Origin of the sequence: Hymenobacter miniatus, from assembly GCF_016427455.1 — a bacterium.
In the GTDB taxonomy this organism is placed as follows: domain Bacteria; phylum Bacteroidota; class Bacteroidia; order Cytophagales; family Hymenobacteraceae; genus Hymenobacter; species Hymenobacter armeniacus.
This window is the reverse complement of sequence record NZ_JAELXR010000002.1, coordinates 176,935-199,837: the sequence shown is the minus strand read 5'-3', so window position 1 is coordinate 199,837 and position 22,903 is coordinate 176,935. Positions and strand designations below refer to the sequence as shown.

Annotated in this window: 23 protein-coding genes and 1 tRNA gene; 8 read left to right on the top strand and 16 right to left on the bottom strand. The window is 62.9% G+C overall.

Going from position 1 to position 22,903, the window contains the following annotated elements:
- The first annotated feature begins 170 nt into the window (after positions 1–170).
- Positions 171–563, top strand: a complete 393-nt coding sequence (locus JAO73_RS03985) for a BLUF domain-containing protein (RefSeq protein ID WP_198975872.1) — start codon at positions 171–173, stop codon at positions 561–563.
- Positions 564–581: 18 nt separating this feature from the next.
- Here JAO73_RS03985 and JAO73_RS03980 read toward each other — a convergent pair whose 3' ends face one another.
- The gene (locus tag JAO73_RS03980; RefSeq protein ID WP_198975871.1) at positions 582–1,307 is read right to left on the bottom strand and encodes a peptidylprolyl isomerase; all 726 of its coding nucleotides are present in this window, start codon (positions 1,305–1,307) and stop codon (positions 582–584) included.
- A gap of 159 nt (positions 1,308–1,466) precedes the next feature.
- Positions 1,467–2,651, bottom strand: a complete 1,185-nt coding sequence (locus tag JAO73_RS03975) for a zinc dependent phospholipase C family protein (RefSeq protein ID WP_198975870.1) — start codon at positions 2,649–2,651, stop codon at positions 1,467–1,469.
- A gap of 175 nt (positions 2,652–2,826) precedes the next feature.
- On the opposite strand from JAO73_RS03975, the gene JAO73_RS03970 reads away from it, so the two are divergent.
- Positions 2,827–3,441 (top strand): hypothetical protein, encoded by a 615-nt coding sequence (locus JAO73_RS03970; RefSeq protein WP_198975869.1) that lies wholly within the window; start codon positions 2,827–2,829, stop codon positions 3,439–3,441.
- Here JAO73_RS03970 and JAO73_RS03965 read toward each other — a convergent pair.
- The gene (locus JAO73_RS03965; RefSeq protein ID WP_198975868.1) at positions 3,438–3,989 is read right to left on the bottom strand and encodes a CinA family protein; all 552 of its coding nucleotides are present in this window, start codon (positions 3,987–3,989) and stop codon (positions 3,438–3,440) included. The two genes, JAO73_RS03970 and JAO73_RS03965, sit on opposite strands and share 4 nt — an antisense overlap.
- Before the next feature lie 133 nt (positions 3,990–4,122).
- Positions 4,123–5,421 carry a metal-dependent hydrolase family protein gene (locus JAO73_RS03960; protein WP_198975867.1) on the bottom strand — a complete coding sequence of 433 codons (1,299 nt, stop codon included), beginning with the start codon at positions 5,419–5,421 and terminating at the stop codon, positions 4,123–4,125.
- Positions 5,422–5,495: 74 nt separating this feature from the next.
- Here JAO73_RS03960 and JAO73_RS03955 point away from each other — a divergent pair, with 74 nt between their 5' ends.
- From JAO73_RS03955 to JAO73_RS03945, 3 genes are all read left to right on the top strand, one after another.
- Positions 5,496–5,750: an acyl-CoA-binding protein gene (locus tag JAO73_RS03955; protein WP_198975866.1), complete on the top strand. Its 255-nt coding sequence runs from the start codon at positions 5,496–5,498 to the stop codon at positions 5,748–5,750.
- A gap of 160 nt (positions 5,751–5,910) precedes the next feature.
- Positions 5,911–6,951: a hypothetical protein gene (locus tag JAO73_RS03950; RefSeq protein WP_198975865.1), complete on the top strand. Its 1,041-nt coding sequence runs from the start codon at positions 5,911–5,913 to the stop codon at positions 6,949–6,951.
- A gap of 348 nt (positions 6,952–7,299) precedes the next feature.
- Complete coding sequence (locus JAO73_RS03945; RefSeq protein ID WP_198975864.1) at positions 7,300–9,912, top strand: T9SS type A sorting domain-containing protein; 2,613 nt, start codon at positions 7,300–7,302, stop codon at positions 9,910–9,912.
- A 69-nt stretch (positions 9,913–9,981) separates the two neighbouring features.
- Here JAO73_RS03945 and JAO73_RS03940 read toward each other — a convergent pair whose 3' ends face one another.
- Both JAO73_RS03940 and JAO73_RS03935 read right to left on the bottom strand, forming a co-directional pair.
- Positions 9,982–10,212: a CDGSH iron-sulfur domain-containing protein gene (locus JAO73_RS03940; protein ID WP_198975863.1), complete on the bottom strand. Its 231-nt coding sequence runs from the start codon at positions 10,210–10,212 to the stop codon at positions 9,982–9,984.
- A 24-nt stretch (positions 10,213–10,236) separates the two neighbouring features.
- The gene (locus JAO73_RS03935; RefSeq protein ID WP_190923195.1) at positions 10,237–10,764 is read right to left on the bottom strand and encodes a GNAT family N-acetyltransferase; all 528 of its coding nucleotides are present in this window, start codon (positions 10,762–10,764) and stop codon (positions 10,237–10,239) included.
- 113 nt (positions 10,765–10,877) lie between these two features.
- On the opposite strand from JAO73_RS03935, the gene JAO73_RS03930 reads away from it, so the two are divergent.
- Positions 10,878–11,342 (top strand): hypothetical protein, encoded by a 465-nt coding sequence (locus tag JAO73_RS03930; protein WP_198975862.1) that lies wholly within the window; start codon positions 10,878–10,880, stop codon positions 11,340–11,342.
- Here the strand turns inward: JAO73_RS03930 and JAO73_RS03925 are convergent.
- Positions 11,339–11,791: a hypothetical protein gene (locus JAO73_RS03925; RefSeq protein WP_198975861.1), complete on the bottom strand. Its 453-nt coding sequence runs from the start codon at positions 11,789–11,791 to the stop codon at positions 11,339–11,341. The two genes, JAO73_RS03930 and JAO73_RS03925, sit on opposite strands and share 4 nt — an antisense overlap.
- A gap of 127 nt (positions 11,792–11,918) precedes the next feature.
- On the opposite strand from JAO73_RS03925, the gene JAO73_RS03920 reads away from it, so the two are divergent.
- Entirely contained in the window at positions 11,919–12,542 is a 624-nt protein-coding gene (locus JAO73_RS03920; protein WP_198975860.1) for a deoxynucleoside kinase, read from the top strand.
- A gap of 90 nt (positions 12,543–12,632) precedes the next feature.
- Here JAO73_RS03920 and JAO73_RS03915 read toward each other — a convergent pair whose 3' ends face one another.
- The 3 genes from JAO73_RS03915 to JAO73_RS03905 form a co-directional block, all read right to left on the bottom strand.
- The gene (locus JAO73_RS03915; RefSeq protein WP_198975859.1) at positions 12,633–13,316 is read right to left on the bottom strand and encodes a DUF2461 domain-containing protein; all 684 of its coding nucleotides are present in this window, start codon (positions 13,314–13,316) and stop codon (positions 12,633–12,635) included.
- Between the two features lie 99 nt (positions 13,317–13,415).
- Complete coding sequence (locus JAO73_RS03910) at positions 13,416–14,240, bottom strand: MOSC domain-containing protein (protein WP_198975858.1); 825 nt, start codon at positions 14,238–14,240, stop codon at positions 13,416–13,418.
- A 57-nt stretch (positions 14,241–14,297) separates the two neighbouring features.
- The gene (locus tag JAO73_RS03905; RefSeq protein ID WP_198975857.1) at positions 14,298–14,933 is read right to left on the bottom strand and encodes a hypothetical protein; all 636 of its coding nucleotides are present in this window, start codon (positions 14,931–14,933) and stop codon (positions 14,298–14,300) included.
- Positions 14,934–15,139: 206 nt separating this feature from the next.
- Here JAO73_RS03905 and JAO73_RS03900 point away from each other — a divergent pair.
- Positions 15,140–15,212 (top strand) — tRNA-Lys (locus JAO73_RS03900).
- Between the two features lie 165 nt (positions 15,213–15,377).
- On the opposite strand, the gene JAO73_RS03895 is transcribed toward JAO73_RS03900, so the two are convergent.
- The 6 genes from JAO73_RS03895 to JAO73_RS03870 all read right to left on the bottom strand — a co-directional run bounded on the left by JAO73_RS03895 (position 15,378) and on the right by JAO73_RS03870 (position 22,887).
- A complete protein-coding gene (locus JAO73_RS03895; RefSeq protein ID WP_198975856.1) occupies positions 15,378–16,322 on the bottom strand; it encodes a Rossmann-fold NAD(P)-binding domain-containing protein in 945 nt (314 codons plus the stop codon).
- A 143-nt stretch (positions 16,323–16,465) separates the two neighbouring features.
- Positions 16,466–19,696 (bottom strand): carbamoyl-phosphate synthase (glutamine-hydrolyzing) large subunit, encoded by a 3,231-nt coding sequence (carB, locus tag JAO73_RS03890; RefSeq protein ID WP_198975855.1) that lies wholly within the window; start codon positions 19,694–19,696, stop codon positions 16,466–16,468.
- A 140-nt stretch (positions 19,697–19,836) separates the two neighbouring features.
- On the bottom strand, positions 19,837–20,910 hold the full coding sequence (gene carA / locus JAO73_RS03885) for a glutamine-hydrolyzing carbamoyl-phosphate synthase small subunit (protein ID WP_233168681.1): 1,074 nt from the start codon (positions 20,908–20,910) through the stop codon (positions 19,837–19,839).
- 66 nt (positions 20,911–20,976) lie between these two features.
- Entirely contained in the window at positions 20,977–21,273 is a 297-nt protein-coding gene (locus tag JAO73_RS03880; RefSeq protein WP_198975853.1) for a hypothetical protein, read from the bottom strand.
- Between the two features lie 62 nt (positions 21,274–21,335).
- Positions 21,336–22,499, bottom strand: a complete 1,164-nt coding sequence (locus JAO73_RS03875) for an aspartate aminotransferase family protein (RefSeq protein WP_198975852.1) — start codon at positions 22,497–22,499, stop codon at positions 21,336–21,338.
- A 31-nt stretch (positions 22,500–22,530) separates the two neighbouring features.
- On the bottom strand, positions 22,531–22,887 hold the full coding sequence (locus tag JAO73_RS03870; RefSeq protein WP_198975851.1) for a hypothetical protein: 357 nt from the start codon (positions 22,885–22,887) through the stop codon (positions 22,531–22,533).
- Positions 22,888–22,903 lie beyond the last annotated feature (16 nt).

Here is a 22,903-nt window from a genome sequence, read left to right as displayed (position 1 = left end):
CTTTGCAACGCTGTACCTGAATCTCGCACGAAGAACTGTTTTCGCGCCTGATACGAGAAGGTCCGCTCCCCCTGGGGGCGGGCCTTTTTATTTGGTAAAGTGAGCCTTACAGTCGAGGTTGCAAGAGCGTACGAATACACATAGTTTTGGACCCTCCTTACGCCCCTACCATGCACCAACTTGTTTACACTAGTACCGCTGGTGTGGCCCTTTCCGAAACCGAACTCCAGCAGCAGCTAGACGCCTGGCGCCGGAAAAATGCGCACCTGGCCGTGACGGGCGTGCTGCTGCACAGCGAAGGCCACATTTTGCAGGTGTTGGAAGGCGAAGCCACAGTGGTGCACGCTCTCTACGACACCATCGCGGCCGACTTCCGCCACCGCAGCGTGACCAAGCTGGCCGATGGGCCGGTGCAGGCCCGGGCGTTTTCCGACTGGTCGATGGGCTTTCGCAGCTTGGAGCCGGCGCAGTTTTCGCAGTTTGTGCCGTCCACGCTGCCCGAGCACACCGCCGACTTGGTGCCCCTGCTCGAAGCCTTTTTGGCCGAAGAGCCTTGGCACTAGCTCCGGCCGTGGGCGGGGCTATTTCAGCACTTCCACTTTCATCGGAATGTCCGTCACTGGCCATTTATCCGACTCCACGGGCTCGTTGGCAATTTTGTCCACCACGTCCTGTCCTTCGATGACTTCGCCAAAAACCGTGTATTTGCCGTCGAGCGAGGGCACGCCGCCCACCGTGGCGTATGCTTTTACTTGGGCGGGCGTGAGCTTGCGGCCGGCCATGGCCTGCGACTGAAACGGCGCCATCTTTTCGCCCACCACAAAGTAAAAATCGGTGTTGGACGACAGGTGGCCGGGGTTCTGCTCGTCGTCGTAGCGGGCCATGCCCAGGGCGCCCTTGCGGTGGAAATGCTCGGCCCGGAACTCGGGCGGCAGGCGGTAGCGCTTTAGCCGAATGGTGCGGGCGTTGTAGGTCTGGCCGCCCTGCACGGCAAAATCCTTCACCACGCGGTTGAACATGGTTTCGTCGAACACGCCCTTGCGGGCCAGCAGCAGAAAGTTGGCCTTGTGCATGGGCGTGTCGTCGTAGAGCTTCACCCGGATGTTGCCCAGCCGCGTCTTTATCAGCACTTCGGAGCCCGGGTATTGGCGGCCGTAGGCTAGCAGGGCGGCGGGAGCGGTGCTATCGGCGAGGGTGGCCAGGTCGGGGCCGGGCACAGCGGGCTTGGCTTGGGGCGCGGCCGTGGGAGGCGGCGTTTGGTTGCAGGCGGCCAGCAACACCAGCCCGGCAAAGAGGAAGCGGTTCATGGCCGAAAATACGCTTCCGGCGGTTTTGGGGCCCACTTAGCGTACAAAAATAAGCGGCGCAGCAATCGCAGAACGTTCTGCGATTGCTGCGCCGCTTCTCTGCGCGTAAAGGCCGGCCTTAGCTCGTGAGCACCTCGTCACGGCATAGCCTTGCCGAGGCTACTCGCCCTTCAGCTTCACTTTTTCGCTGCCGTCTTTGCCTTTGGTTTTTACCTTCACCTTGTCGGTGGCTGGCGTGGGGGCGGGGGCAGCGGCCGGCGCTGAGGCGGGTACGCCGTCGGGCGCTTCGGTGGCGGCCGGTTCGGCCATTTCCTTGGCCGACTTGATTTCGTCGGCGGTTTCTACCTTTTTCACCTTCTGCTGGGCCAGCAGCAGCTGGTCCTGAGCCAGGGTGTTTTTCTTCCAGGCCGAGAGCTCGGTGCTGAGCTTCTCCTTTTCTTCTTTGGTGGGCTTGCTGGGCGTCATCAGCGCGTTCAGGTCGGGCTTGCCGGCGTCTTGCCAGGCCGTGAGCCACAGCGACGACACCAGCGTGGGCGCGCCCTTGAGGCGGTAGTCCACCATGCCGCCCACTTCCTTCTCGTAGGCATCGGCAAAGGCATCGGAATAGCGGCGCGAGGTTTTGCCGTAGCGGTGCGAGAACGTGAAGCGCACGTCGGGCTTCATGGTTTTCTCAATCTTGGTGGCCCGGTCAAACGTCTCACCCAAGAAGCCGTAGCTCTGCTGAATAACCTCCCAGATGGCCGCCAGCGGGTCCTTCACGTACTTGGCCGGCTCACCCACCAGCTTGTAGTCGTTGATGAACCGCTCGGGCAGCTGGCTTTCCCAGAGGCTGTGCAGGCCCTTCTGGTCGGTGAGCTGGCCGTCGTAGTTGATGGTGGTGTGCAGCGGCACAAAGGCGTCGCCCACGTAGTGGCTCAGCTCGGCCGAATACTTGATAATGGCCGTGGTGTCGCGCTGGCGGAAAGCTTCGGTGAGGTTGTCCTTCACTTCCATCACCACCCACGGCACGGTGCCATACTTCTTGAGCGTGTCGGGCTTGAATTTTTCCGCTGCCTTGTCGTATTGCCGGGGCATCTTGCCGAAGGGGTTGTCTTCGGAGTAGTGGTCCATGTCGATGTAGTGCTTGGGCGCCTCGGTGGGGTCGTCGTTGCGGCGCTCATCGGGCGCAGTGCTCTGGCGCACCAGGTCGCCCATGTGCCGGTAATAGAAGGCTTGCAGCGACGACGGCAACTCGTATACCGCCACCTGCGTGATGGTGCGGTGGCCGAAAAAACCCCAGGCGCCGGCAGTGCCGTGGGCAAGCATGAGGGCCGCAAGCAGCAGCGGCAGGATGGTTTTTTTCATGAAAAATGGAAAGATGCGAGGACCGGACACACTGGCCCTGCCCAAAGTTCGGCAATGCCCGGGACATTTGCCGTCCTTCGGAAATTTAGCCCTTTTGCAGGGGCAGGCTGGGAGCCCCCGGCCTTCGCGGCCGTGTATCTTTAGCGGCTCAGTTGCCGCTTTTTCCCTTTTGCTTATGTCGTTTGCTCGCTGGTCGTTGGTTGTTGTGGGGGCGTTGTTGGCCGGGCCGGTCAGTGCCCAGGCGTTTGCTATTCCGCCGGGCGCCTACCGCACGGCTGCCGCCTACCACCGCCGCCAGCCCGCACCGGCCGGCGTCGATGCATTTTACCCCGACAAGCACGGCATGGTAGTGGTGGTGGTGCCGCGCGGCTCCCGTACCGAAAAGTTGCGCGTGGCCCCCGACAGCGTGTGGGGCTATGTGTCGAGCAAGGGCCGTACGCGCCGGCTCTACCAAGGCGGCGAGTTTCAGCTCGAAGCCGCCGACACCCTGGCCATCTACACCAGCAGCGTTGTGCCGGGGGGCGGGGGCGGCAGCGGCCCGGCCGTGCTCACGCCCGGCGCCAACGCCATGGGGCCGTACTCGGCTCCGCGCTACTTTTTCAGCCGCGGCCTCACCGGACTCATTTTTCCGCTCACGGCCCGCTACCTGCGCGAGGCCTACGGGGCCAGCAACCCCATTTTTGTGTCTTCGCTAAGCAAAATCCGGCCCGACCAAAGCCTGACCGACTTCGACCGCAAAACCGGGCTGTTCCGCGTCACCCGTCTCTACCGCGAAGCGGGCGGGCGCTAAGCAGCGGTGCTGGCCTTTCGGCCCGGGCGGGTGCTGCTGGGCTGGGCGGCCACGGCCGCCACTTGCCGGCGCTCCAGCAGGTCCATCAGCTTCTCGTAGATGAGGGAAGCCGCCTGCTGGCGCAGCTCATCGGCGGTCCCGGTCAGCTCGGCCCGGTACTCGTGGGCGTGGCCGTCCAGTAAGATGGTTACGAAGGTGGTGCCCACCGGCTTGTCGGGCGTGGCCGAGGCGCCGTCGCCGCACAGGCCCGTCACGGCCACGTGCACGTCGGCGGCCGGCAGGTGCTTCTGCAGGCCCAGGGCCATTTCGTTGGTGGTTTGCTGGCTCTCGGCCGAATAGGTGGCCAGGGTTTCCTTTTTCACGCCCAGCAGCTTCTGCTTGGCCTCGGTGTGGTACGTCACCACCGAGCCCAGCAACACTTCGCTCACGCCCGTGGCCGGGGCCAGCTGCGCCGCCGCCAGGCCGCAGGTGCAGCTTTCGGCCAGGGCCAGGGTGAGCTTGTGTTTGAGAAACTGCTGAACGAGGGCTTCGACGTCGGGTTTTTTCATGGCGCAAACAGGTGGGGCTTGGCCACCGCATACGCCCCCGCCGGCTGCCGGGGTTGCGGCCCAGCTTATTAGCGCCTACCGCTTAAGGCCTAAAAATAAGGCAGGTTGAGCTTGAATGGCCGCCGCGGGCGCGCTATTCCTGGCGGTACGTCACGCCGGCTTTCATCACAAAGGTGGGCTGCGTCAGCACCGCCACGTCTTGCAGCGGGTCGCCGGCCACGGCCACGATGTCGGCGTATTTGCCGGCTTCCAGCGCGCCCAGGTCGTCGGGCTCGCCCAGCAGCTGGGCGGCGTTCAGTGTGGCCGCCCGAATGGCTTCCAGCGGCGGCATGCCGGCCTCTGTCATGTAACCGAACTCCTTGGCGTTCTGGCCGTGGCGGTACACGCCGGCGTCGGTGCCAAAGGCCACGCGCACGCCGGCTTTGTAAGCCCGCGCAAAGGTGCCCTGCATCTTGGTGCCCACGTTCAGCGCCTTGGCGGCGATGACGGGCGGAAAGTAGCCGGGGTGCGTGCGCGTGGTGTCGGCCACCGACTTGCCGGCGATGAGCGTGGGCACGTACCAGGTCCTGGTTTTGGCCATGAGCTTGATGGCTTCGTCGTCCATCAGCGAGCCGTGGTCGATGCTGGTCACGCCGGCCCGCACGGCCCGCTTGATGCCCTCGGCCCCGTGGGCGTGGCAAGCCACGGGCAGGCCCAAATCTTTGGCCGTTTGCACCACGGCCCTTATTTCTTCCTCCGTGTACTGGGCGCCGGTGCCGTCTTTGCTCAGGTCGAGCACGCCGCCGGTGCTGGCAATTTTGATGAGGTCGGCGCCGCGCTTGAACTGCTCGCGCACGGCCTGGCGGCACTGGTCGGGGCCGTTGGCGAGGTTTATCGGGTGGCCGGCTTTCTGAATCTGGTCCTCGTTCAAGCCATCGGTTTCATCCATGTGCCCGCCGGTGGCCGAAATGGGCATTCCGGCCGAAAAGATGCGCGGGCCAGGCACCAGCCCCTGCGCCACAGCGTTGCGCAGGCTGGTGTTCACGCCCGTGCCGCCGCAGTCGCGCACGGTGGTAAAGCCGGCGCGCAGCGTGGTCAGGGCGTGTCCTTGGGCCCGAAAGGCGATGTCGGCGGGGTTGAGGGTGTAGCCCTCGCGGAAGGTGTTGCGGCTCGATTGAAATTCCAGGTGCACGTGGCAGTCGATGAAGCCAGGCAGCACGGTGCGGTTTTCGAGGTTGATGATTTTATCCTGCGCGCCGCCCGCCGCGGTGTAGCCGCTTTGAATGGCCACAATTCGGTCTTTTTCTACCACAATCGTTTGCTGGCTCAGCATCTTGCCGCTTCGCACGTCCAGCAGCTTGCCGCAGTGCAAGTAGGTTTTTTGGGCAAAAGCGGGGGCGGTGGCCAGCAGAAAAACGGCCGTGGCGAGTGTGTGAATAGAGTGGCGCGTCATACGTTTGTGTGAATGAGCTGCCAAGGTACACCCGGCCGCCTTACTTCAAATCCACCGCAAACCAACCCCCAACCATGACCACGCAAGAAGAATTTGACGCCGCCAGCCAGCGCGCCCAGCAGCTGCCCAGCAAGCCCTCCAACATGGTGCTGCTGCAGCTCTACGCCCTCTACAAGCAAGCCACCGAAGGCGACATCAGCGGCGACCGCCCCGGCGGCTTCGACTTCAAAGCCATTGCCAAATACGACGCCTGGAACGGCCTGCGCGGCACCAGCAAAGACGCCGCCCGCCAGCAATACGTGGAGCTGGTGAACGAGCTGGCCGGATAAGCGTAACGCACACCGTCAGCACGTCATGCACCTCTTGCGTCTGCGCAGCCGAAGCAGCTCTACCGTGCTAGTAATTAGGTGCTAATGCGGTAGAGATGTTTCGGCTGCGCGGGCGCAAGAGGTGCGTGACGTTCTTTTTTCATCTCCCACAACCCCCGCCATGGACATCTCCCGCAAAAAGCCTTCGTACCCGCTCACCCAGGCCCTGCGCGAGTACCTGCGCGACTACGACCGCGACGTGGCCCTGCCCGTGGCCTACGCCGACCTGCGCCGCTTCAGCAACTCCTTCCCGCTGCTGGACCGCACCGGCAAGGACACGCTCTGGCAAACAGTCTATTTCGAAGGCCCCGAAATGCAGGACCTCAGCCGGGGCCTCACCGAGGTGTACGCGCAGCTGAAAACGGCGGGAGATATGTCGTTCACGCAACACCTCGTGGCCGACCGCATCGACTACTGCGAGTTCGGCAACTCGCAGCCGTTTCGGGTGCGCATCGTGAACCGCTTCAACGACAACTACGACTACTTCTACGTGAAGCAGGCCGACGCCTCGCGCCTATACGGCCTGGAACTGGAGCACTTGCTCTCGCCGAATTCCATCAACTTCTTGGTGAGCGGCGACACGCTGATTGAAGAGCACATCGTGGGCATTCCCGGCGACGATTTCATTGCCCGGCACCTCACGCAGCCCCACCTCAATCAGGTGCGCATCGCCAAGGAGTTTGTGAAGTTCAACGAGCGCTGCTTCGTGCGGCTGCTGGGCGACATGCGCGCCTACAACTACGTCATCGCCGTTACGCCCGACTTCGAGGACGAGCAGTACCGGGTGCGGGCCATCGACTTCGACCAGCAGAGCTACGAGGGGCGCCGGAGCATGTATTTGCCGCGCTCCTTCAAAGACAACGCCCCGGTGGTGGCCATGTGCGCCGCCCTGCTCAAGCCCGAAACCGTGCGCCAGTACCAAACCGAAGAGCGCGCCCTCATGGCCGGCCGCGCCCGCGCCGAGCGCCACCGCCTCAAGTCCCTGCTCGATGTGATGCGCTCCCACGAACTGGCCCCGCCGGACAAGGTGGAACAGCTCAAAACCGAGCTCAACCGCTACCACCACACCCAGGCGTTCGACGCCTGCGACTCGATGGGCGACCTCGTGCGCCTGCACCTGTGGGTGATGCTGGCCCCCGGCGCCAAGCCGGCCGCCGGGTAGGCAGAGGAATCGTTCGCTGGCCGTGCGCCTGCCCAGCCTCGTGGACGAGTTGCCCGAACCGGTGGCTCAGTACAAAAAAGCTCGCGTCATCGTACACGCCAGTCACGGCCCGAAAGCGGGCCTGAAAAAGGCGTAGGACTTGCCTGATAACTAAACTAACACCGCCGCTGGCCACCCGGTGCGGCAGTACCCTGCCCCGGCCGCCGCCGAGGCCGTGCTGGACTTGCGCGGGCTGCCCGCCGGGGTGTACGTGCTGCGCTGCGGGCAGGTGTCCCGGTGCCTAGTGGTGGAGTGGGGGACCGGCTTCGGTGCGGGATTTCAGGCAGAGTATTTGCTTCTGGCCGCGGCATGAAACACCCGTTACGCTACTTCCTGCTGCTGTTCGCCCTGAGCCTTTCCGCCCTGGCGCGGGCCGCCACGCCCTCGCTGGCCGCGGCCCTCAACCCCGACGGCACCCTAAAACCCGGAGCAGCCGGTTCGTTCGACGCCCGCCAGTTTCGGATGCGCACCGCCTCCGACGGGCGGCCCGTGTTTCGGCCCGCGGGCGTGGCCGGGACCGGGGACGAGCGGTGGCAAGATGGCCTGGGCCTGAACGGCGCCGAGCGGCGCATCAACACCGTGGTGCGGTCCGGCAACGACATCTACGTGGGGGGCGCGTTCCGGCTAATTGGTGACATCGCGGCCAACTACGTGGCCCGCTGGAACGGCACGGCCTGGAGCCCCCTGGGCACGGGCGCGGCCAACGGCACCGACCGCGAAGTGCTGGTGCTGGCCGTGGCCCCGAACGGCGACGTGTACGCGAGCGGTCTGTTCAGTCAGGCCGGGGGCGTGCCGGCCAACGGCCTGGCCCGGTGGAACGGCACCGCTTGGAGCCGCCTGGGCACCGGCGCCGCCAGCGACCTCGACGGCTTTGCCACCGCCCTGGTGGTGGCCCCGAACGGCGATTTGTACGTGGGCGGCACCATTACCCAGGCCGGGGGCCTGCCGGTCAACAACGTGGCCCGCTGGAACGGCACCGTCTGGAGCGCCCTCGGCGCCGGCATCAGCTTGGGCAGTGGGGGCGGGCGCCCCGTTACCGCGCTGGCCGTGGCTCCGAATGGCGACGTGTACGCGGGCGGTAATTTTGCCGAGGCCGGCGGCTTACCGGCCAACAACGTGGCGCGCTGGAACGGCACCGCTTGGACCTCCCTGGGCGCGGGCACGGCCAACGGGACCAACGGTGGCATTTACGCCCTGGCCGTGGCCCCCAACGGCAACCTGTACGTGGGCGGTTTCTTCACGCAGGCGGGCGGCGCCCCCGCCGGCAACGTGGCCCGGTGGGACGGTGCCGGCTGGACCTCTTTGGGCACGGGTACCACCAACGGGGGCGCGGCCGTTGAAACGCTGGCCCTGGCCGCCAATGGCGACTTGTACATCGCCGGCAATTTCACGCAGGCCGGAGGCACCACCGTGAGCCGGGTAGCCCGCTGGAACGGCACGGCCTGGAGCGCCGTGGGCACGCCCCCCGCCAACGCCATCGGCACCACGGTAAATGCGCTGGCCGTGGCCGGCAACGGCGACCTGTACGCTGCCAGCACCAGCGCCAACTCCATTGCCGGGGCCGCCGCCTACTACCTGCTCCGGTGGAACGGCACGGCCTGGAACACCGTGAACACCGGCCTGAACGGCGTGTTCGGCATTACCTATAATCCCGCGATTTATGCGCTGACGACGGCCTCCAACGGCGACGTGTATGCGGCCGGCGACCTCCGCATGGCCGGCAGCGCCGTGGTGAACGGGTTGGCCCGCTGGAACGGCACCACTTGGAGCGCTGTGGGCACCGGCGCGGTCAACAACACCATCCGGGCCGTGGCGGTGGCCGCCAACGGCGACGTGTACATCGGCGGCGCCTTCACGCAAATCGGCTCCGCCGCCATCAGCTACGTGGCCCGGTGGAACGGCACGGCTTGGAGCAGCTTGGGCTCCGGCGCCGCCAGCGGCGTCAACAACGCCGTGAATGCCCTGGCCCTGGCCCCCAACGGCGACCTGTACGTCGGCGGTACGTTCACCCAGGCCGGGAATGTGGCTGCTGCCTTCATCGCAAAGTGGAACGGCACTGCTTGGAGCACGCTGGGCGCGGCCTTCGCCACCGGCTTCGACGGCAGCGTGAGCGCGCTGGCCCTGGCCAGCAACGGGGACCTGTACGCGGGCGGCAGTTTCAGCCTGGCCAACGGCACCATCGCCAACCACGTGGCCCGGTGGAACGGCACGGCCTGGAGCAGCCTGGGGGTGGGCCCGGCCAACGGCATCGACGCCACCGTGAATGCGCTGGCCGTGGCCGCCAACGGCGATGTGTACGCGGGCGGCGGCTTCACGCAGGCCGGCGGGGCGCCGGCCAACCGCGTGGCCCGCTGGAACGGCACCGCCTGGGCGCCCATCGGCACGGGCGCCGCCAACGGCACGAATGGCAGCGTCTCCGCGCTCAGACTAACCGGCAACGGCGACGTGTACGTGGGCGGCAATTTCACGCAATTCGACGGGGTGGCGGCGGCCCGCGCCGCGCACTGGGACGGCACTACTTGGGGCCCACTCGGCACCGGCCTCGACGGTAACGTTACCGCCCTGACCGTGGGAGTCAGCGGCAAGGTGTACGTCGGCGGGGCCTTCACCGGCGTTGCCGATGGCAGCAAGGTCATGTCCCGCTTCGGCATCTACGACCCCAGCGTCCCGCTAGCTGCCCGCGGCGCGGCGCAAGCTGGTTTCGCGGCTCTGTTCCCCAACCCAGCCCACGGCACAGCCACGCTGCGCCTGTCCGCCGGCGCCCCCCGCCAGTCCCTGACGCTGACCGACGCGCTGGGCCGGGTGGCGCGTTGCTACCCAGCCCCGGCCGGGGCCGAGGCTGTGCTGGACCTGCGCGGCCTGCCCGCCGGGGTGTACGTGTTGCGTTGCGGCCAGGTATCGCAGCGCTTGGTGGTGGAGTAGGGGCTTTCGCAAAAACGAAAAAGCCCGCTGGCCAAATAGGTCAGCGGGCTTTTTGCTGGAGGCGGTGGGCTACACAACCGGCTTGGGCGCGGGCAGGTCGAACGCGGTGGCGTCGTGCTCGAAATGGCCTTTGTGCGAGCCGTCGCAAAAAGGCTTCTGCTTTGAGAGCCCGCAGCGGCAGATGCTGATGCGCTGGCGGCCGCCGAGGCCGTAGGGGGTGCCCTGCGCGTCGACGAGTTCGATGTCTTCGCCCTCCACGCGGAGGGAGCCATTGGAAAGGACGGTGAGTTTGGTGGCCATGGGTTGTTGGTTGAAAAAGGTAAATTATAGCGTCTTGCGCATGATGTAATCGTTCATGAAGTAGGGCCCGATGGGCACGTCCACCTCGCGCTGCCGCGCAAAGCCGCGCCGCTCGTAGAAGGAGATGGCGGGGTTGTAGCGGTTCACGTTCAGGTCCAGGAACTGGCCGCCGGCGGCGCGGGCGGCGTTTTCCACCGCCTCAATGAGGTGCACGCCCAGGCCCTGGCCCTGGCGGGTGGGCAGCACGTAAATCTTGTGCAGTTTGTAGCCGTTGTGGCCGTCCTCCTCGGCCGGCAGCGGGCTGAACGACGCAAAGCCCGCCGGCTCGCCGTCGACATACGCCAGCAGGAAAGAGTGGTGCTGCTCGGCCATCTGCCGCTTCAGCGAGGCTGGCGTGTAGATGACGCGGTACATGTACTCAATCTGCTCGCGCGAGATGATGAAGCGGTAGGTGGGCTCCCAGGTGGCTTCGGCCAGGCCGATGATGGTGGGAATGTCCTGGAGCGTAGCGGGCTCGATGCGCGGCGGCGCGAGTTGGGCGTCAGAAGTCATAAGCGGCAAAACACGAAATTGCGGCGAAAAAACCGAAACCGGCCGCCCGTTTCATACGGTTGGCGCGCTCCTTGCGTTAAAACCGCCCATTGCACCACCTTTTTCGCCTCACCATGAAATCTGCCTCCCTCTTTTTTCTGTTCGTTGCCGCCCTGCCTTTCGCCGGCCAGGCCCAAAACGCGACGCAGGAAGAATTGTTGAAGCGCGGCGAACTCACTGGCTCGCGCCCCACCAGCAGCCTGCCCGCCCAGGCCCGCGCGGCCTCTGCCGCGCGCCGCCAGTCTGCTTCCGACCCCGTGCAGCAGCACTTTCTCAACTCTGACGTGAACCTGGCCCAAACCACGGCCGACCAACTGCCCGACCTCTACGAGCGGTTTATTGCCACCACCCGCGACGAGCGCCGCCAGTGGAACGCCCAGCAGTGGGAAGCCGCCGCGCAGGTCCTCGCCCGCCTCAACCAGCGCTACGAGCAAGTGCGCACCGACCTGCCCCTCGAAGAGCGCCTGCGCATCCGCAGTTTCCAAGGCGAGTTCCACACCCTGCGCAGCGCCCGCACCGTGAAAGAGAAGCTGGACTAGTCCAGCCGGGCCGACTGGTTGGCCCGCTGCTGCACCAGCCAAGCCATGGCCGTTTCCAGGTCGTCGAACTGCTCGATGGCCAGGTGGGGTTTGAGCGCCGCAATGAACTCGTGGCTGGCAAACTGGTTTTCGCGGTCGGGCGAAAACAGGTAGGCCATGGCCCGCACCCCGGCGCTCAGGGCCTGGGGCAGCCACTCGTAGAGCAACCAAGGCAGGGCGTCGCTCCAGTCGCCGCCGGTGTCGCTCTTGTCGTTGAGAATGAGTGAATAATGTAGCTTGTCGCGCCACTGCGCTCCTTGCTGCACCCCGCGGATGAGCTCGGCGCCCGTGAGCTGCCCGTGCCAGCGCACGTACAGCAGTTCATGCTCGGGGTAGTAAAAATATTCGGCCAAGGGCGCGCCGTGGCCATCCGTCAGGCTCAATAGTTGGGTAGGGGCGGGGAAGTGCATGGCAGGAAATTACAACCATTTCACCGGTAGTCCCAAATATATACGATGATGAATAGATAAGGTGATGTACAGCCCCGCTGCTACCTTTGGGGTTCTGCTTTTCTCTCGTCTTTTTCGTTCGTAGCGCATGCACATCGCCATCGTCGGCAACATCGGGGCTGGTAAAACCACGCTGGCCCACAAACTGGCCCAGCATTTCCGCTGGGAGGTTTTCCTCGAAGACGTGGACGACAATCCTTACCTCAAGGATTTTTACCACGACATGCCCCGCTGGGCGTTCCACCTGCAGGTGTATTTTCTCAACGGCCGCTTTCGCCAAACCCAGCGCATCAAAGAGCTGCAGAAGGCCGGCCGGGGCATCATTCAAGACCGCACCATCTATGAAGACGCCCACATCTTCGCGGCCAACCTGCACGAGTCGGGCCTGCTCGAAACTCGCGACTACAACAACTACTACGCCCTGTTCGAGTCGATGATTGACCTGGTGGCGCCGCCTGACCTGCTGCTCTACCTGCGCGCCGACCTGCCCAAGCTCGTGAGCCAGATTGAGAAGCGCGGCCGCGACTACGAAAACAGCATCAGCATCGAATACCTCAAAAGCCTCAACGAGCACTACGAGAAGTGGATTAGCACCTACACCGCCGGTCGCTCCCTCATCGTGGACGTGAGCGAACTCGACTACGTGCGCAACCCCGAAGACCTCGGCACCATCATCGACAAGATTAATACCACGCTGTTCGGTCTGTTCTAAGCGCTCGGCCGTCGTCTGAACGAGTACCCAGGAGCGGCGCTCCGGTTCAGCGGAACGATTTCCGCTGGGCCGGAGCGTTGCTCAAGAGTATTATTGTTTCCCTGCTTCCGGCAGCGCTTCGTTAAAGAAATCTACCAGCGGCCGCGCCGCCGCAATAGCGGCCACTATCTCGGCTACAAACCCAGGCGCCAGTACCTCGGCATCGGTATAGAACCGGCCGGCGCCGAAGGATTTCAGCCGCAGCCACGCCAGGTCTGGGTCGTCGGCCGCATAGCCGCGCGGCGGCCGGGTGAGCTGCGGGCCGGTGGTGTCAAGCCCCTCGGGGAAGTAGCGCAGCAGCTCCGGCGCCTGCCGCAGCCGGTGGAAGGCCTCGCCGTTGTAGTGGATTTCCTGCCGAATGGCGGCCAGCATCTCGGGGGTGGGGTGGAAGGTGCCCGCCCCCAGCCAGCTCTTGCCTTCGGGCTGAATGGCCAAAAAATACCCCGCCCGCGGCGCGTGCCGCCCGCCCAGCTTGAGGCCGGCGCCCATGCGCCGCTTGTAGGGCTCCGGGTCGCGGTGTGCGCGGTCGTTTTTGTGGAGGCGAAACATCACGTCGCCCGTGGTGAGGTTGGCCAGGTCGGGGTCGGTGGCGGCTACGCGAGCCAATACTTGTCGCACCAGCTCCGTGCAGGCCGCGCGGGCCCGCTGGTACTCGGGGCGATGGGCGGCCATCCAGGGCGTGTTGTTGTTGGCCGCCAGCTCGGCCATGAAATGCAGCAAATAGTCCAGTTCCATGCAAAAGCCCGGCGTAGGGCCGGGCTTAGCACAACGCGGCCGCCAGCGCAGGAGTTGCAGCGGAGCCTATAGCAGAGCTTATAGCAGAATCCGCGCCGGTTATTTGCGGCTGAGTACCGTCAGGGCATCGCCCACGCGCAGGCGGCCGTGGCCCGGACCGGTCACGTTCTGGCCGAACAGGGCGCTGTTTTCAGCCTGGCGGTAGGTAGCCAGGGTGCGCAGCGGGTCGCCCACCGGGCTTTTTTGGGCCGTGGCTTGGTCGATGGTCGTCAGCACGCAGCGCCCACAGCCCCGCACGGCCCGAAAGGGCAAATCACCAATTTGGAACTGCTCCCATTGGTCGTCCTCGTAGGCCGCACCGCCGCCAAACACCAGGTTGGGCCGGAAGCGGTTCATCGGCACGGGGTGGGATAGGCGGGTATTCAGGTCGGCCAGGGCCGCTTCGCCCAGCAGCAGAAAGGGGTAGCCGTCGGCAAAGCTCACCAACTGGCCTTCGGGGTTGAGGGCCGGCTCTACATCGCGGCGCACCATGTCCGACATGTACACCAAGCGGCAAGGACGGCCCACGGCTTCCGTGAACCACTCATCGGCTTCGGGCGTGCCGCGCCACGCCCACAGAATGTCGTCCCACACGGTCACAAACAGCGTCCGGTCAGGCGTTGCCTCAAACGGAATGAACAGCGGCAGCAGCTCCGGCCGCTGCCGGTGCGAAATCAGGAAGCCATTGTAGGCGGGCGTCACGGCCAGCAACGCCAGCTCGGGCTGTTGTCGCTGCGTCATGAAGCGGTTGCGCTCATCCACCAGCAGCCAGCGGCGGTCGTGGCGCAGCCCGCGCGGGGTCACGTCGGCCTCCGCCACGGCATAGCCGCCGAGGGATTTAACGGGGTAGAGGTACAGGCCAGTGAGGGTGAGCGGTGCAGACATGGCACAAAAGTACCGGCGCCGGGCCAACCCTGGGCACCGGCTATGCGCGTTGGCGGGTTATTCCACCACCAGCAGGTCGGCAGCCCGCACAAAGGCCACCTTGCGCTGCCATTCCACCCGGTACCAAATGTCTTGTCGGCCCAGCACGGGCAGGCGGTCGCCGGTGGCCGCGGTGCTCAGCCAGGCCGCGCCGGCGCTGGGCCCCGCCATCAGGGCCGCCCCCGCACGGGCCACCAGCCCCGTAGGCACGGGCCGCAACCATTGCAAATAGGCTGCGAGCAGGGCCACGTAGGCCGCATAGCCCAGCCAGGCGGCGCGGCCCGCCCGGCGCCACAGCAGCCACACGGCTCCCACAATGGCGCCGCCCAGCAGCGCCTGTAGCCCGGGGTAATAATAGCGGTGCGCCTGTACGCGCAGCTCCTGCTGCCAAGTGGCTGGGTAGCCCACCAGGCGGTGTTGGGCCGCCAAGGCCGCCATTTGGCGCCACGTGCGCACCCGCGGCTGCCGAGCCTGCGCCATGCTCAGGTATAAAAGTGCGGCGGGGTAGTGCCCCAACTGCTGCTGCGCATAGGCCAGTTTCAGCAATAGCTCGGACGATACCTGCCGCTGCCGCCACACTTGGCGGTGGTATCCGGCAGCAGCTGCTTCAAACCGGCCCGCCGCAAACAACGAGTCGGCCTGACGAAGGCTCACGGCAGGGTTGACGGCTGGAGCCTGCAAATTTTTTTTTGCGGCCGGGTTCGCACCCAATACCCAGAGCGGCAGGAGGATTAAACCGATTAAAAGGGGCCGCCGAGCGAAAGAGAATACTTTTTTTTGAATCAAGGTTGTGTAGTTCGGGAGCTGGTAGTACTTTTGTGCCACCAAAGAAGGAAACGCCCTTCCAAGGTGCAAAGTACGATTCTGTAGCTCAGCTGGTAGAGCAGTACACTTTTAATGTACGGGTCCTGGGTTCGAATCCCAGCGGGATCACAGCAAAGCGCCCCATTCTGGAAACAGGATGGGGCGCTTTCGTTTTCGGTCGGTCCAGTTGCAGCAAGTTCCGAACGCGTAGCTCCAATCCAACAACAAGGCAAACGAAAAAAGCCCCGCAGAAACTTTCGCTGCAGGGCTTCTTAATTATGGGAGCAACCGCGGCTACTTCAACAGTTCGTGTAGCACGGTTTGCATGGAGATGGTGCGGTTGCCGGCTTCCTGGATGATGAGCGAGCCGGGCGCGTCGAGCACGGCATCAGACACTTCCACGTTGCGACGCACGGGCAGGCAGTGCAGAAACTTGGCGTTGCTGGTCAGGGCCATGTGCTCGGGGGTGAGCATCCAGGCGGGGTCGTTTTGCAGCACCTGGCCGTACTGGAGGTAGCTGCTCCAGTTTTTGGCTTGCACGTAGTCGGCGCCTTCCAGCGCTTTGCGCTGGTCGTACTCGATGCGGGCGCCTTTGGTGAATTTGGGGTCGAGCTCGTAGCCCTCGGGGTGGGTGATGACAAAATCAACCCAATCGATTTCCGAGAACCAGTCGCAGAAGGAATTGGGCACGCACTGGGGCAGGGCGCGCACGTGCGGCGCCCAAGTGAGCACCACTTTCACGCGCTCCTTCTGCTTGGTTTCGGCCACGGTGATGAGGTCGGCGAAGGACTGCAGCGGGTGCAGAGTGGCGCTTTCCAGGCTGATGACGGGCACAGTGGCGTACTGCAGAATCTTGTTAAATACGACTTCGCCGTAGTCCTCGGCCTTGTCCTTCAGGCTGGGGAAGGTGCGCACGCCCAGCACGTCGCAGTATTGGCTCATCACTGCGATGGCGTCCTTGATGTGCTCCTGGGTGCCGCCGTTCATCACCGCGCCGTCGGCCATTTCCAAGGTCCAGGAGTCGGCGCCAGCATTCAGCACCCAGGCTTGGGCGCCCAAGTTGTAGGCCGCCTTCACCGAGCTGAGGCGGGTGCGCAGGCTGGGGTTGAAGAAGATGAGGCCGACGGTTTTGTTGCGCCCGACGTGCTGGTAGCCGTAGGGGTTGGCCTTGATTTCCAGCGCTTGCTTGAGGAGGGCGTGGTAATCGCCGGCGTCGGCGAAGGAGGTGAAGTTTTTCATTCGTTTGTATCAGGAAAAAAGAACGTCATACTGAGCCCAAGCGCAGCATCTTCCACAAACCAACTCTGATTGCGTGGCAGAAATGCTTGAGCTGTGCACAGCATGACGTTCTATCGAGATGTGTTTTTGGTGGGGATTAATGATTACATCGCCTTATACTCGTTCCAGCTCTTAATCTTCAAGTCCTTCATCTCCAGCGTGCAGAAGGCCTGAATAAAGGCCTTTGCCAGCCGCGCATTCGTCAGCAGCGGCACGCCGAAGTCGATGGCGGTGCGGCGGATTTTGTAGTCATTATCCAGCTCGCCTTTCGACAGGTTTTTCGGGATGTTGATGACCAGGTCAATTTTCTTGTCCTTCAGGTACGTCAGCACGTTGGGCTCCTGCATTTCATCGGGCCAGTAGAGCAGGCTGCTGGGGATGCCGTTTTCGGCGAAGAAGCGGTGCGTGCCTTGCGTGGCGTAGATGGTGTAGCCTTTCTTCACCAGCAGCTCCGTGGCCGACAGCAGGGCGACTTTGGAGGTGAGGGGACCGCCGGAAATCAGCACCGTTTTCTGCGGGATTTTGTAGCCCACGCTCAGCATCGATTTCAGCAGGGCTTCCTCGGCGGTGTCGCCTAGGCAGCCCACTTCGCCGGTGCTCACCATATCCACGCGCAGCACCGGGTCGGCGCCGGGCAGGCGGGTGAAGGAGAACTGCGGGGCCTTCACGCCCACGTAGGGCAGGTCGTACACCCGCTCGCTGTCGTCGCGCTCCACTTTTTTGCCCAGCAGCACCTGCGTGGCCTTCTGAATCAGGTTGTGGCCCGACACTTTCGACACGAAGGGGAAGCTGCGCGAGGCGCGGATGTTGCACTCAATCACCCGGATTTCGCCGTTTTTGTCCAGAAACTGAATGTTCAGCGGGCCGCTGATTTCGTAGCGCCGGGCAATTTTCTCGGCGATGACTTTCAGCTTGCGGATGGTGCGCACGTACACCTTCTGGGGCGGGTAGTACATGGTGGCGTCGCCGGAGTGCACCCCGGCAAATTCCACGTGCTCGGAAATGGCGTAGCTAACGATTTCGCCCTTGTCGGCCACCGCGTCCAGCTCAATTTCCTTGGCGTCCTGGATGAACTCCGACACCACCACCGGGTATTCGGCGCTCACTTCCACGGCCGTTTGCAGGAAGGCGTCCAGCTCGTGGGGGTTCGATACCACGTTCATGGCCGCGCCCGACAGCACATAGCTCGGCCGAATCAGCACTGGGAAGCCCACTTCCTGCACGAATTCGTGCATGGCTTCGAGCGAAGTCAGTTCCTTCCAGCGGGGCTGCGCAATGCCCAGCTCGTCCATGATGCTGGAGAACTTGTGGCGGTTTTCGGCCTCGTCGATGCGGGCCGGCGCGGTGCCCAGGATGGGCGCTTTGGCCTCGGCCAGGCGGGTGGCGAGGTTGTTCGGAATTTGCCCGCCGGTGGAGAGGATGACGCCCTCCGGCTGCTCAAACTCCAGGATGTCCATCACCCGCTCAAAGCTCAGCTCCTCGAAATACAGCCGGTCCGACACGTCGTAGTCGGTCGAAACGGTTTCGGGGTTGTAGTTGATGATGATGGTTTTGTAGCCTTCGGCGGCGGCCGTTTGCACGGCGTTCACGCCGCACCAGTCAAACTCCACCGACGAGCCGATGCGGTACACGCCCGAGCCCAGCACCAGCACCGACTTGTCGGTTTCGGGCTCCAGGTCGTTTTCGGTGCCGTGGTAGGTGCTGTAGAGGTAGTTGGTTTTGGCCGGGAATTCAGCCGCCAGCGTGTCAATCTGCTTGATGACGGGCAGCACGCCCAGGGCCTTGCGGCGGGCACGCACCAGCAGCTCGTCGGCCTTCACATCGCCTTCGCCCAGCAGCTTTACGGCAATTTGCTGGTCGGAGAAACCGGCTTTTTTAGCCTCGCGCAGCAGCTGGGTTTCCAGGCCGTCCACGCCGTTGCTGCGGCCAGCGGCCAGCTTCTTGCCTAGCTCAAAAATGGTGAGCAGGCGCTGCAAAAACCAGTGGTCGATTCTGGTCAGGTCGTGGACTTGCTGCAGCGTGTAGCCAGCCTCGAAGGCCAGGTTGATGGCGAAGATGCGCTCCTCGTTAGGCTCGCTCAGGAGCTTGTCAATCGTCGCGTTGTCCACGGTTTCGGGCTTGTTGGCCACGAAGCCGCGCTTGCCGGTGTCCAGCATCCGCAGGCCCTTCTGAATGGCTTCCTCGAAGGATTTGCCGATGGCCATCACCTCGCCCACGCTCTTCATGGCCGAGCCAATCTGCCGGTTCACGCCCTCAAATTTGCCCAGGTCCCAGCGCGGCAACTTCACCACCACATAGTCCAGGGCCGGCTCGAAAAACGCCGAGGTCGTCTGCGTTACGCTGTTTTTCAGCTCCGACAGCGAGTAGCCCAGGCTCAGCTTGGCCGCCACGAAGGCCAGCGGGTAGCCCGTGGCTTTCGAGGCCAGCGCCGAGGAGCGGGAGAGGCGCGCGTTCACCTCAATCACGCGGTAGTCTTCCGAAACGGGGTCCAGCGCGTACTGAATGTTGCACTCGCCCACGATACCCAGGTGGCGAATGGTCTTAATGCCGATGCTGCGCAGCTTGTGGTACTCGCGGTTGCTGAGCGTCTGCGACGGGGCCACCACGATGCTCTCGCCGGTGTGGATGCCGATGGGGTCGAAGTTCTCCATGTTGCAGACCGTGATGCAGTTATCGTACTGGTCGCGCACCACTTCGTACTCCACTTCCTTCCAGCCTTTCAGGGATTCTTCCACCAGAATCTGGTCGGAAGTGGTGAAGGACTTTTGGGCCAGGGCCCGCAACTCGTCCATGTTGTTGGCGAAGCCGCTGCCCAGGCCACCCAGCGCAAACGCCGCCCGCACGATGATGGGGAAACCGATTTTCTCACCGGCGGCCAGGGCGTCTTCCATCGTCGTCACGGCCACGCTACGGGCCGTGAGCACGCCAATCTGGTCGAGCTTGTCCTTGAAAATGTCCCGGTCCTCGGTGTCGATGATGCTCTGCACAGGCGTGCCCAGTACCTTCACGTTGTATTTCTCGAACACGCCGGCGCGGAACAGGGCCACGGCGCAGTTCAGCGCCGTTTGGCCGCCAAAGGCCACCAGAATGCCATCGGGCTGCTCTTTCTTGATGACTTCCTCCACGAAGAAGGGCGTCACGGGCAGAAAGTACACGTCGTCGGCAATGTTGTCCGACGTTTGCACGGTGGCGATGTTGGGGTTGATGAGGATGGTGCGGATGCCCTCCTCTTTCAGCGCCTTGAGGGCCTGGGAACCGGAGTAGTCGAACTCGCCGGCCTCGCCGATTTTCAGCGCGCCAGAACCAAGGATGAGGACTTTGTTGGGTTTGTTCATTTCGTATTGTGCTGGCGGGGCGTTGTTCCCCCGGCCTTACTCTTCACCAAGAGGAGAGCTGGATGTTAAATGTTAAAGCGGGACGTAAGCTAGAAAGCTAGTTTTCCGCCTTTCTCAAGGAAGAAAACTAGCTTTCCGGTCTAGTTTGCGGTGGCCTTATATTCTTCTACCGCTTTCAAAAAGTCATCAAACAGGTATTCGGTGTCTTCTGGTCCGCCGGCGGCTTCGGGGTGAAACTGGGTGGAGAAGAAGGGCTTGGTCTTGTGCTTGATGCCTTCACAAGTGCCGTCGTTCAAATTTTCAAAGAGCATTTCCCACTCGGCCGGCAGCGTGGCGGTGTCCACCGCGAAGCCGTGGTTTTGGCTGGTGATGAAGCTGCGCTTGGTGCCCGTGAGCAGCACCGGCTGGTTGTGGCTGCGGTGGCCATATTTCAGCTTGAAGGTGTCGGCGCCGGCGGCCAGGCTCATGAGTTGGTTGCCGAGGCAAATGCCGAAGATGGGCTTGTCCTGCTGCAGGGCCGTTTGGAGGTGGCCGATGGTGGCCTCGCACATCTTGGGGTCGCCGGGGCCATTGCTCAGAAACAGGCCGTCGTAGTCGATTTTCGTGAAATCGTAGTCCCAGGGCACCCGAATCAGCTCCACGTCGCGCTCCAGGAAGCAGCGGATGATGTTGGTTTTGGTGCCGCAGTCCACCAGCACGATTTTGTGCTGGCCGCTGCCGTAGTGCTGCACCTCGGGCTGGCTCACCTGGGCCACCAGGTTGTCCTGGTTGGGGTCGTGCAGCGGAATGTCGTCTTCGGCCACGATTTTGCCCAGCATGGCGCCTTTCTCGCGCAGCTTCTTGGTGAGCATGCGGGTATCGACGCCGAAAATGCCGGGAATGTTGTACTCGGCCAGCCAGTCGCCGAGGCTCTTGGCGGCGTTCCAGTGGCTGTGCTCCTCGGAGTAGTAATTGACCACGAGGCCGGCAATGTGAATTTTGTCCGACTCGAAAATCTTCGAAATCGACTCGTACAACTCCTCGCCGGGCACGCCGTAGTTGCCCACCATGGGGTAGGTGAGCACCAGAATCTGGCCGGCGAAGGACGGGTCGGTGAGGTTTTCGGGGTAGCCGGTCATGGCCGTGCTGAACACCACTTCGCCCGCGGCGGAGGTAAATGCGCCGAAGGAGGAACCTTGAATTTCGGTGCCGTCTTCGAGGACTAGTTTGACCAATTTCGTGTTTTCCACTGTGTTGTTGTAGTTAAAGACGGATTGACGGCGGCCTGTTTCAGCCGTTTTCTATTCGTGAAATTTTACTACCCGCACGCTGTCACCGCGAAATAGAACCTGCATGGTAGCCGATGAGTCTGCCCCAATGTTGTAGTCCATCACCAGCAGGGAGTCGCCGTTCGACTTCTCCCAGTAAACCGAGTCCGGCGTAGCCAGGGCCTTAACAACCTGCTGCCGCGTCATGCCTTCTTTCACTCGATTTACGCGTTGGTACACCTGGTAGGCTTGGGCAAAATATTTTATGTAGAGCCCGTACCCGATGGACAAGAAGCAGCACACGATGATGACAATGGTTGAGGCTTTCATCGGCCTGGGGTCAAAGCAAATTCAACATGGTGCCGCAAAGATGCGTCTCCGCCGCAGATGATTTAGTCGAGTGCCGAGGCCTGCGGGACGGCTTCCACCATTTTTCCCGTCAGCGCATACAGCGCTTCTAGAAACCGGTCGACCTCAGCTTTGGTAATATTCAGGGGCGGCAGCAGGCGAAGGACCGTTGGGTCAGACGCATTGCCCACAAAAATATGGTGCTCCGAGAGGAGTTTGTCGCGCACGTCCTTGATGGGGAAATCGTATTTGATGCCCACCATCAGGCCGCGGCCCCGGATTTCTTCGGCGCCGGCGTTGGCTGCTAGCTCCTGGCGCAGGTACTGGCCCAGCTCGGCGGCATGGGCTACCAGGGCTTCTGCCTCGATAACTTCCAGCACGGCCAGCGCAGCGGCGCAAGCCAGGTGGTTGCCGCCAAAGGTGGTGCCCAGCAGGCCATAGGAGGCCTTCAGGTGTGGCGCAATCAGGATGCCGCCGATGGGGAAGCCGTTGCCCATGCCCTTGGCCACGGAGATGATGTCGGGCCGGATGCCGGCGTGCTGGTGCGCGAAAAATTTACCGCTGCGGCCGTAGCCGCTCTGCACCTCGTCGGCGATGAGCAGCACGTTGTGCGCGCCGCACAGCAGCGACAGCCCCTGCAAAAACTCGTCGGACGGCATGATGATGCCGCCCACGCCCTGAATGGGCTCGATAATCACCGCGCACACATCGCCGCCGTGCAGGATTTCGGCCACCGCCTTCAGGTCGTAATCGACGAAGCTGATGGCGTGGCCGGCGTTGAAAGGCGCGACAATTTTCGGGTTATCGGTGGCCGCCACCGCGCCCGAAGTACGGCCGTGAAACGCGCCTTTGAACGCCACCACGCGGGTTTTGCCGGTGTGGAAGGAGGCCAGCTTCAGCGCATTCTCGTTGGCTTCGGCGCCCGAGTTGCACAGAAACAGCGCGTAGTCTTCGTAGCCCGACACCTGGCCCAGCTTGTGCGCCAGCTGCGTCTGAATTGGAATCTGCACCGAGTTGGAATAGAAGCCGATGTTTTGCAGCTGCTCGGTGAGGCGCTGCACGTAGTGCGGGTGGCTGTGGCCGATGGAAATAACGGCGTGGCCGCCGTAGAAATCCAGGTATTCCTGGCCCTGGTCGTCCCACAGCTTGGCGCCCAGCGCCTTCACGGGCGTGATGTTGACGATGGGATAAACGTTGAAAAGCTCCATGGTTATAGGGGAGAATTATCTTTATGCAGATTTAATCGAGCATAATTTCAAGCTCGCTTGAAACATTGGTTGTGTTTAGCTCTCTGTAAAATTCCTTATTAAGTATGATGGTGCACATCGCATCATAGCTTCTGAATAGAATCGTCTGATTTTCTGATTCTATATCCATGTGGATTCCCTTTTCAGCTACTTCCTCTTCTTCTGCTTTTTGAATTACAGCATCTCTATTCTCATCCGTAATCAATATCTGCCAATCACCAGCATTGTCAACTAGAAGCGAGCCAAAAGTTGTCTTGATGCCAGCCCAAGAGTCGCTTGAAATATGCCAGATAGAACCAGTTGGAACGCATCGGATTATTTCGGAGAGAAGACGGATTTCGCTAGACATGATTTACGGTTTGCTA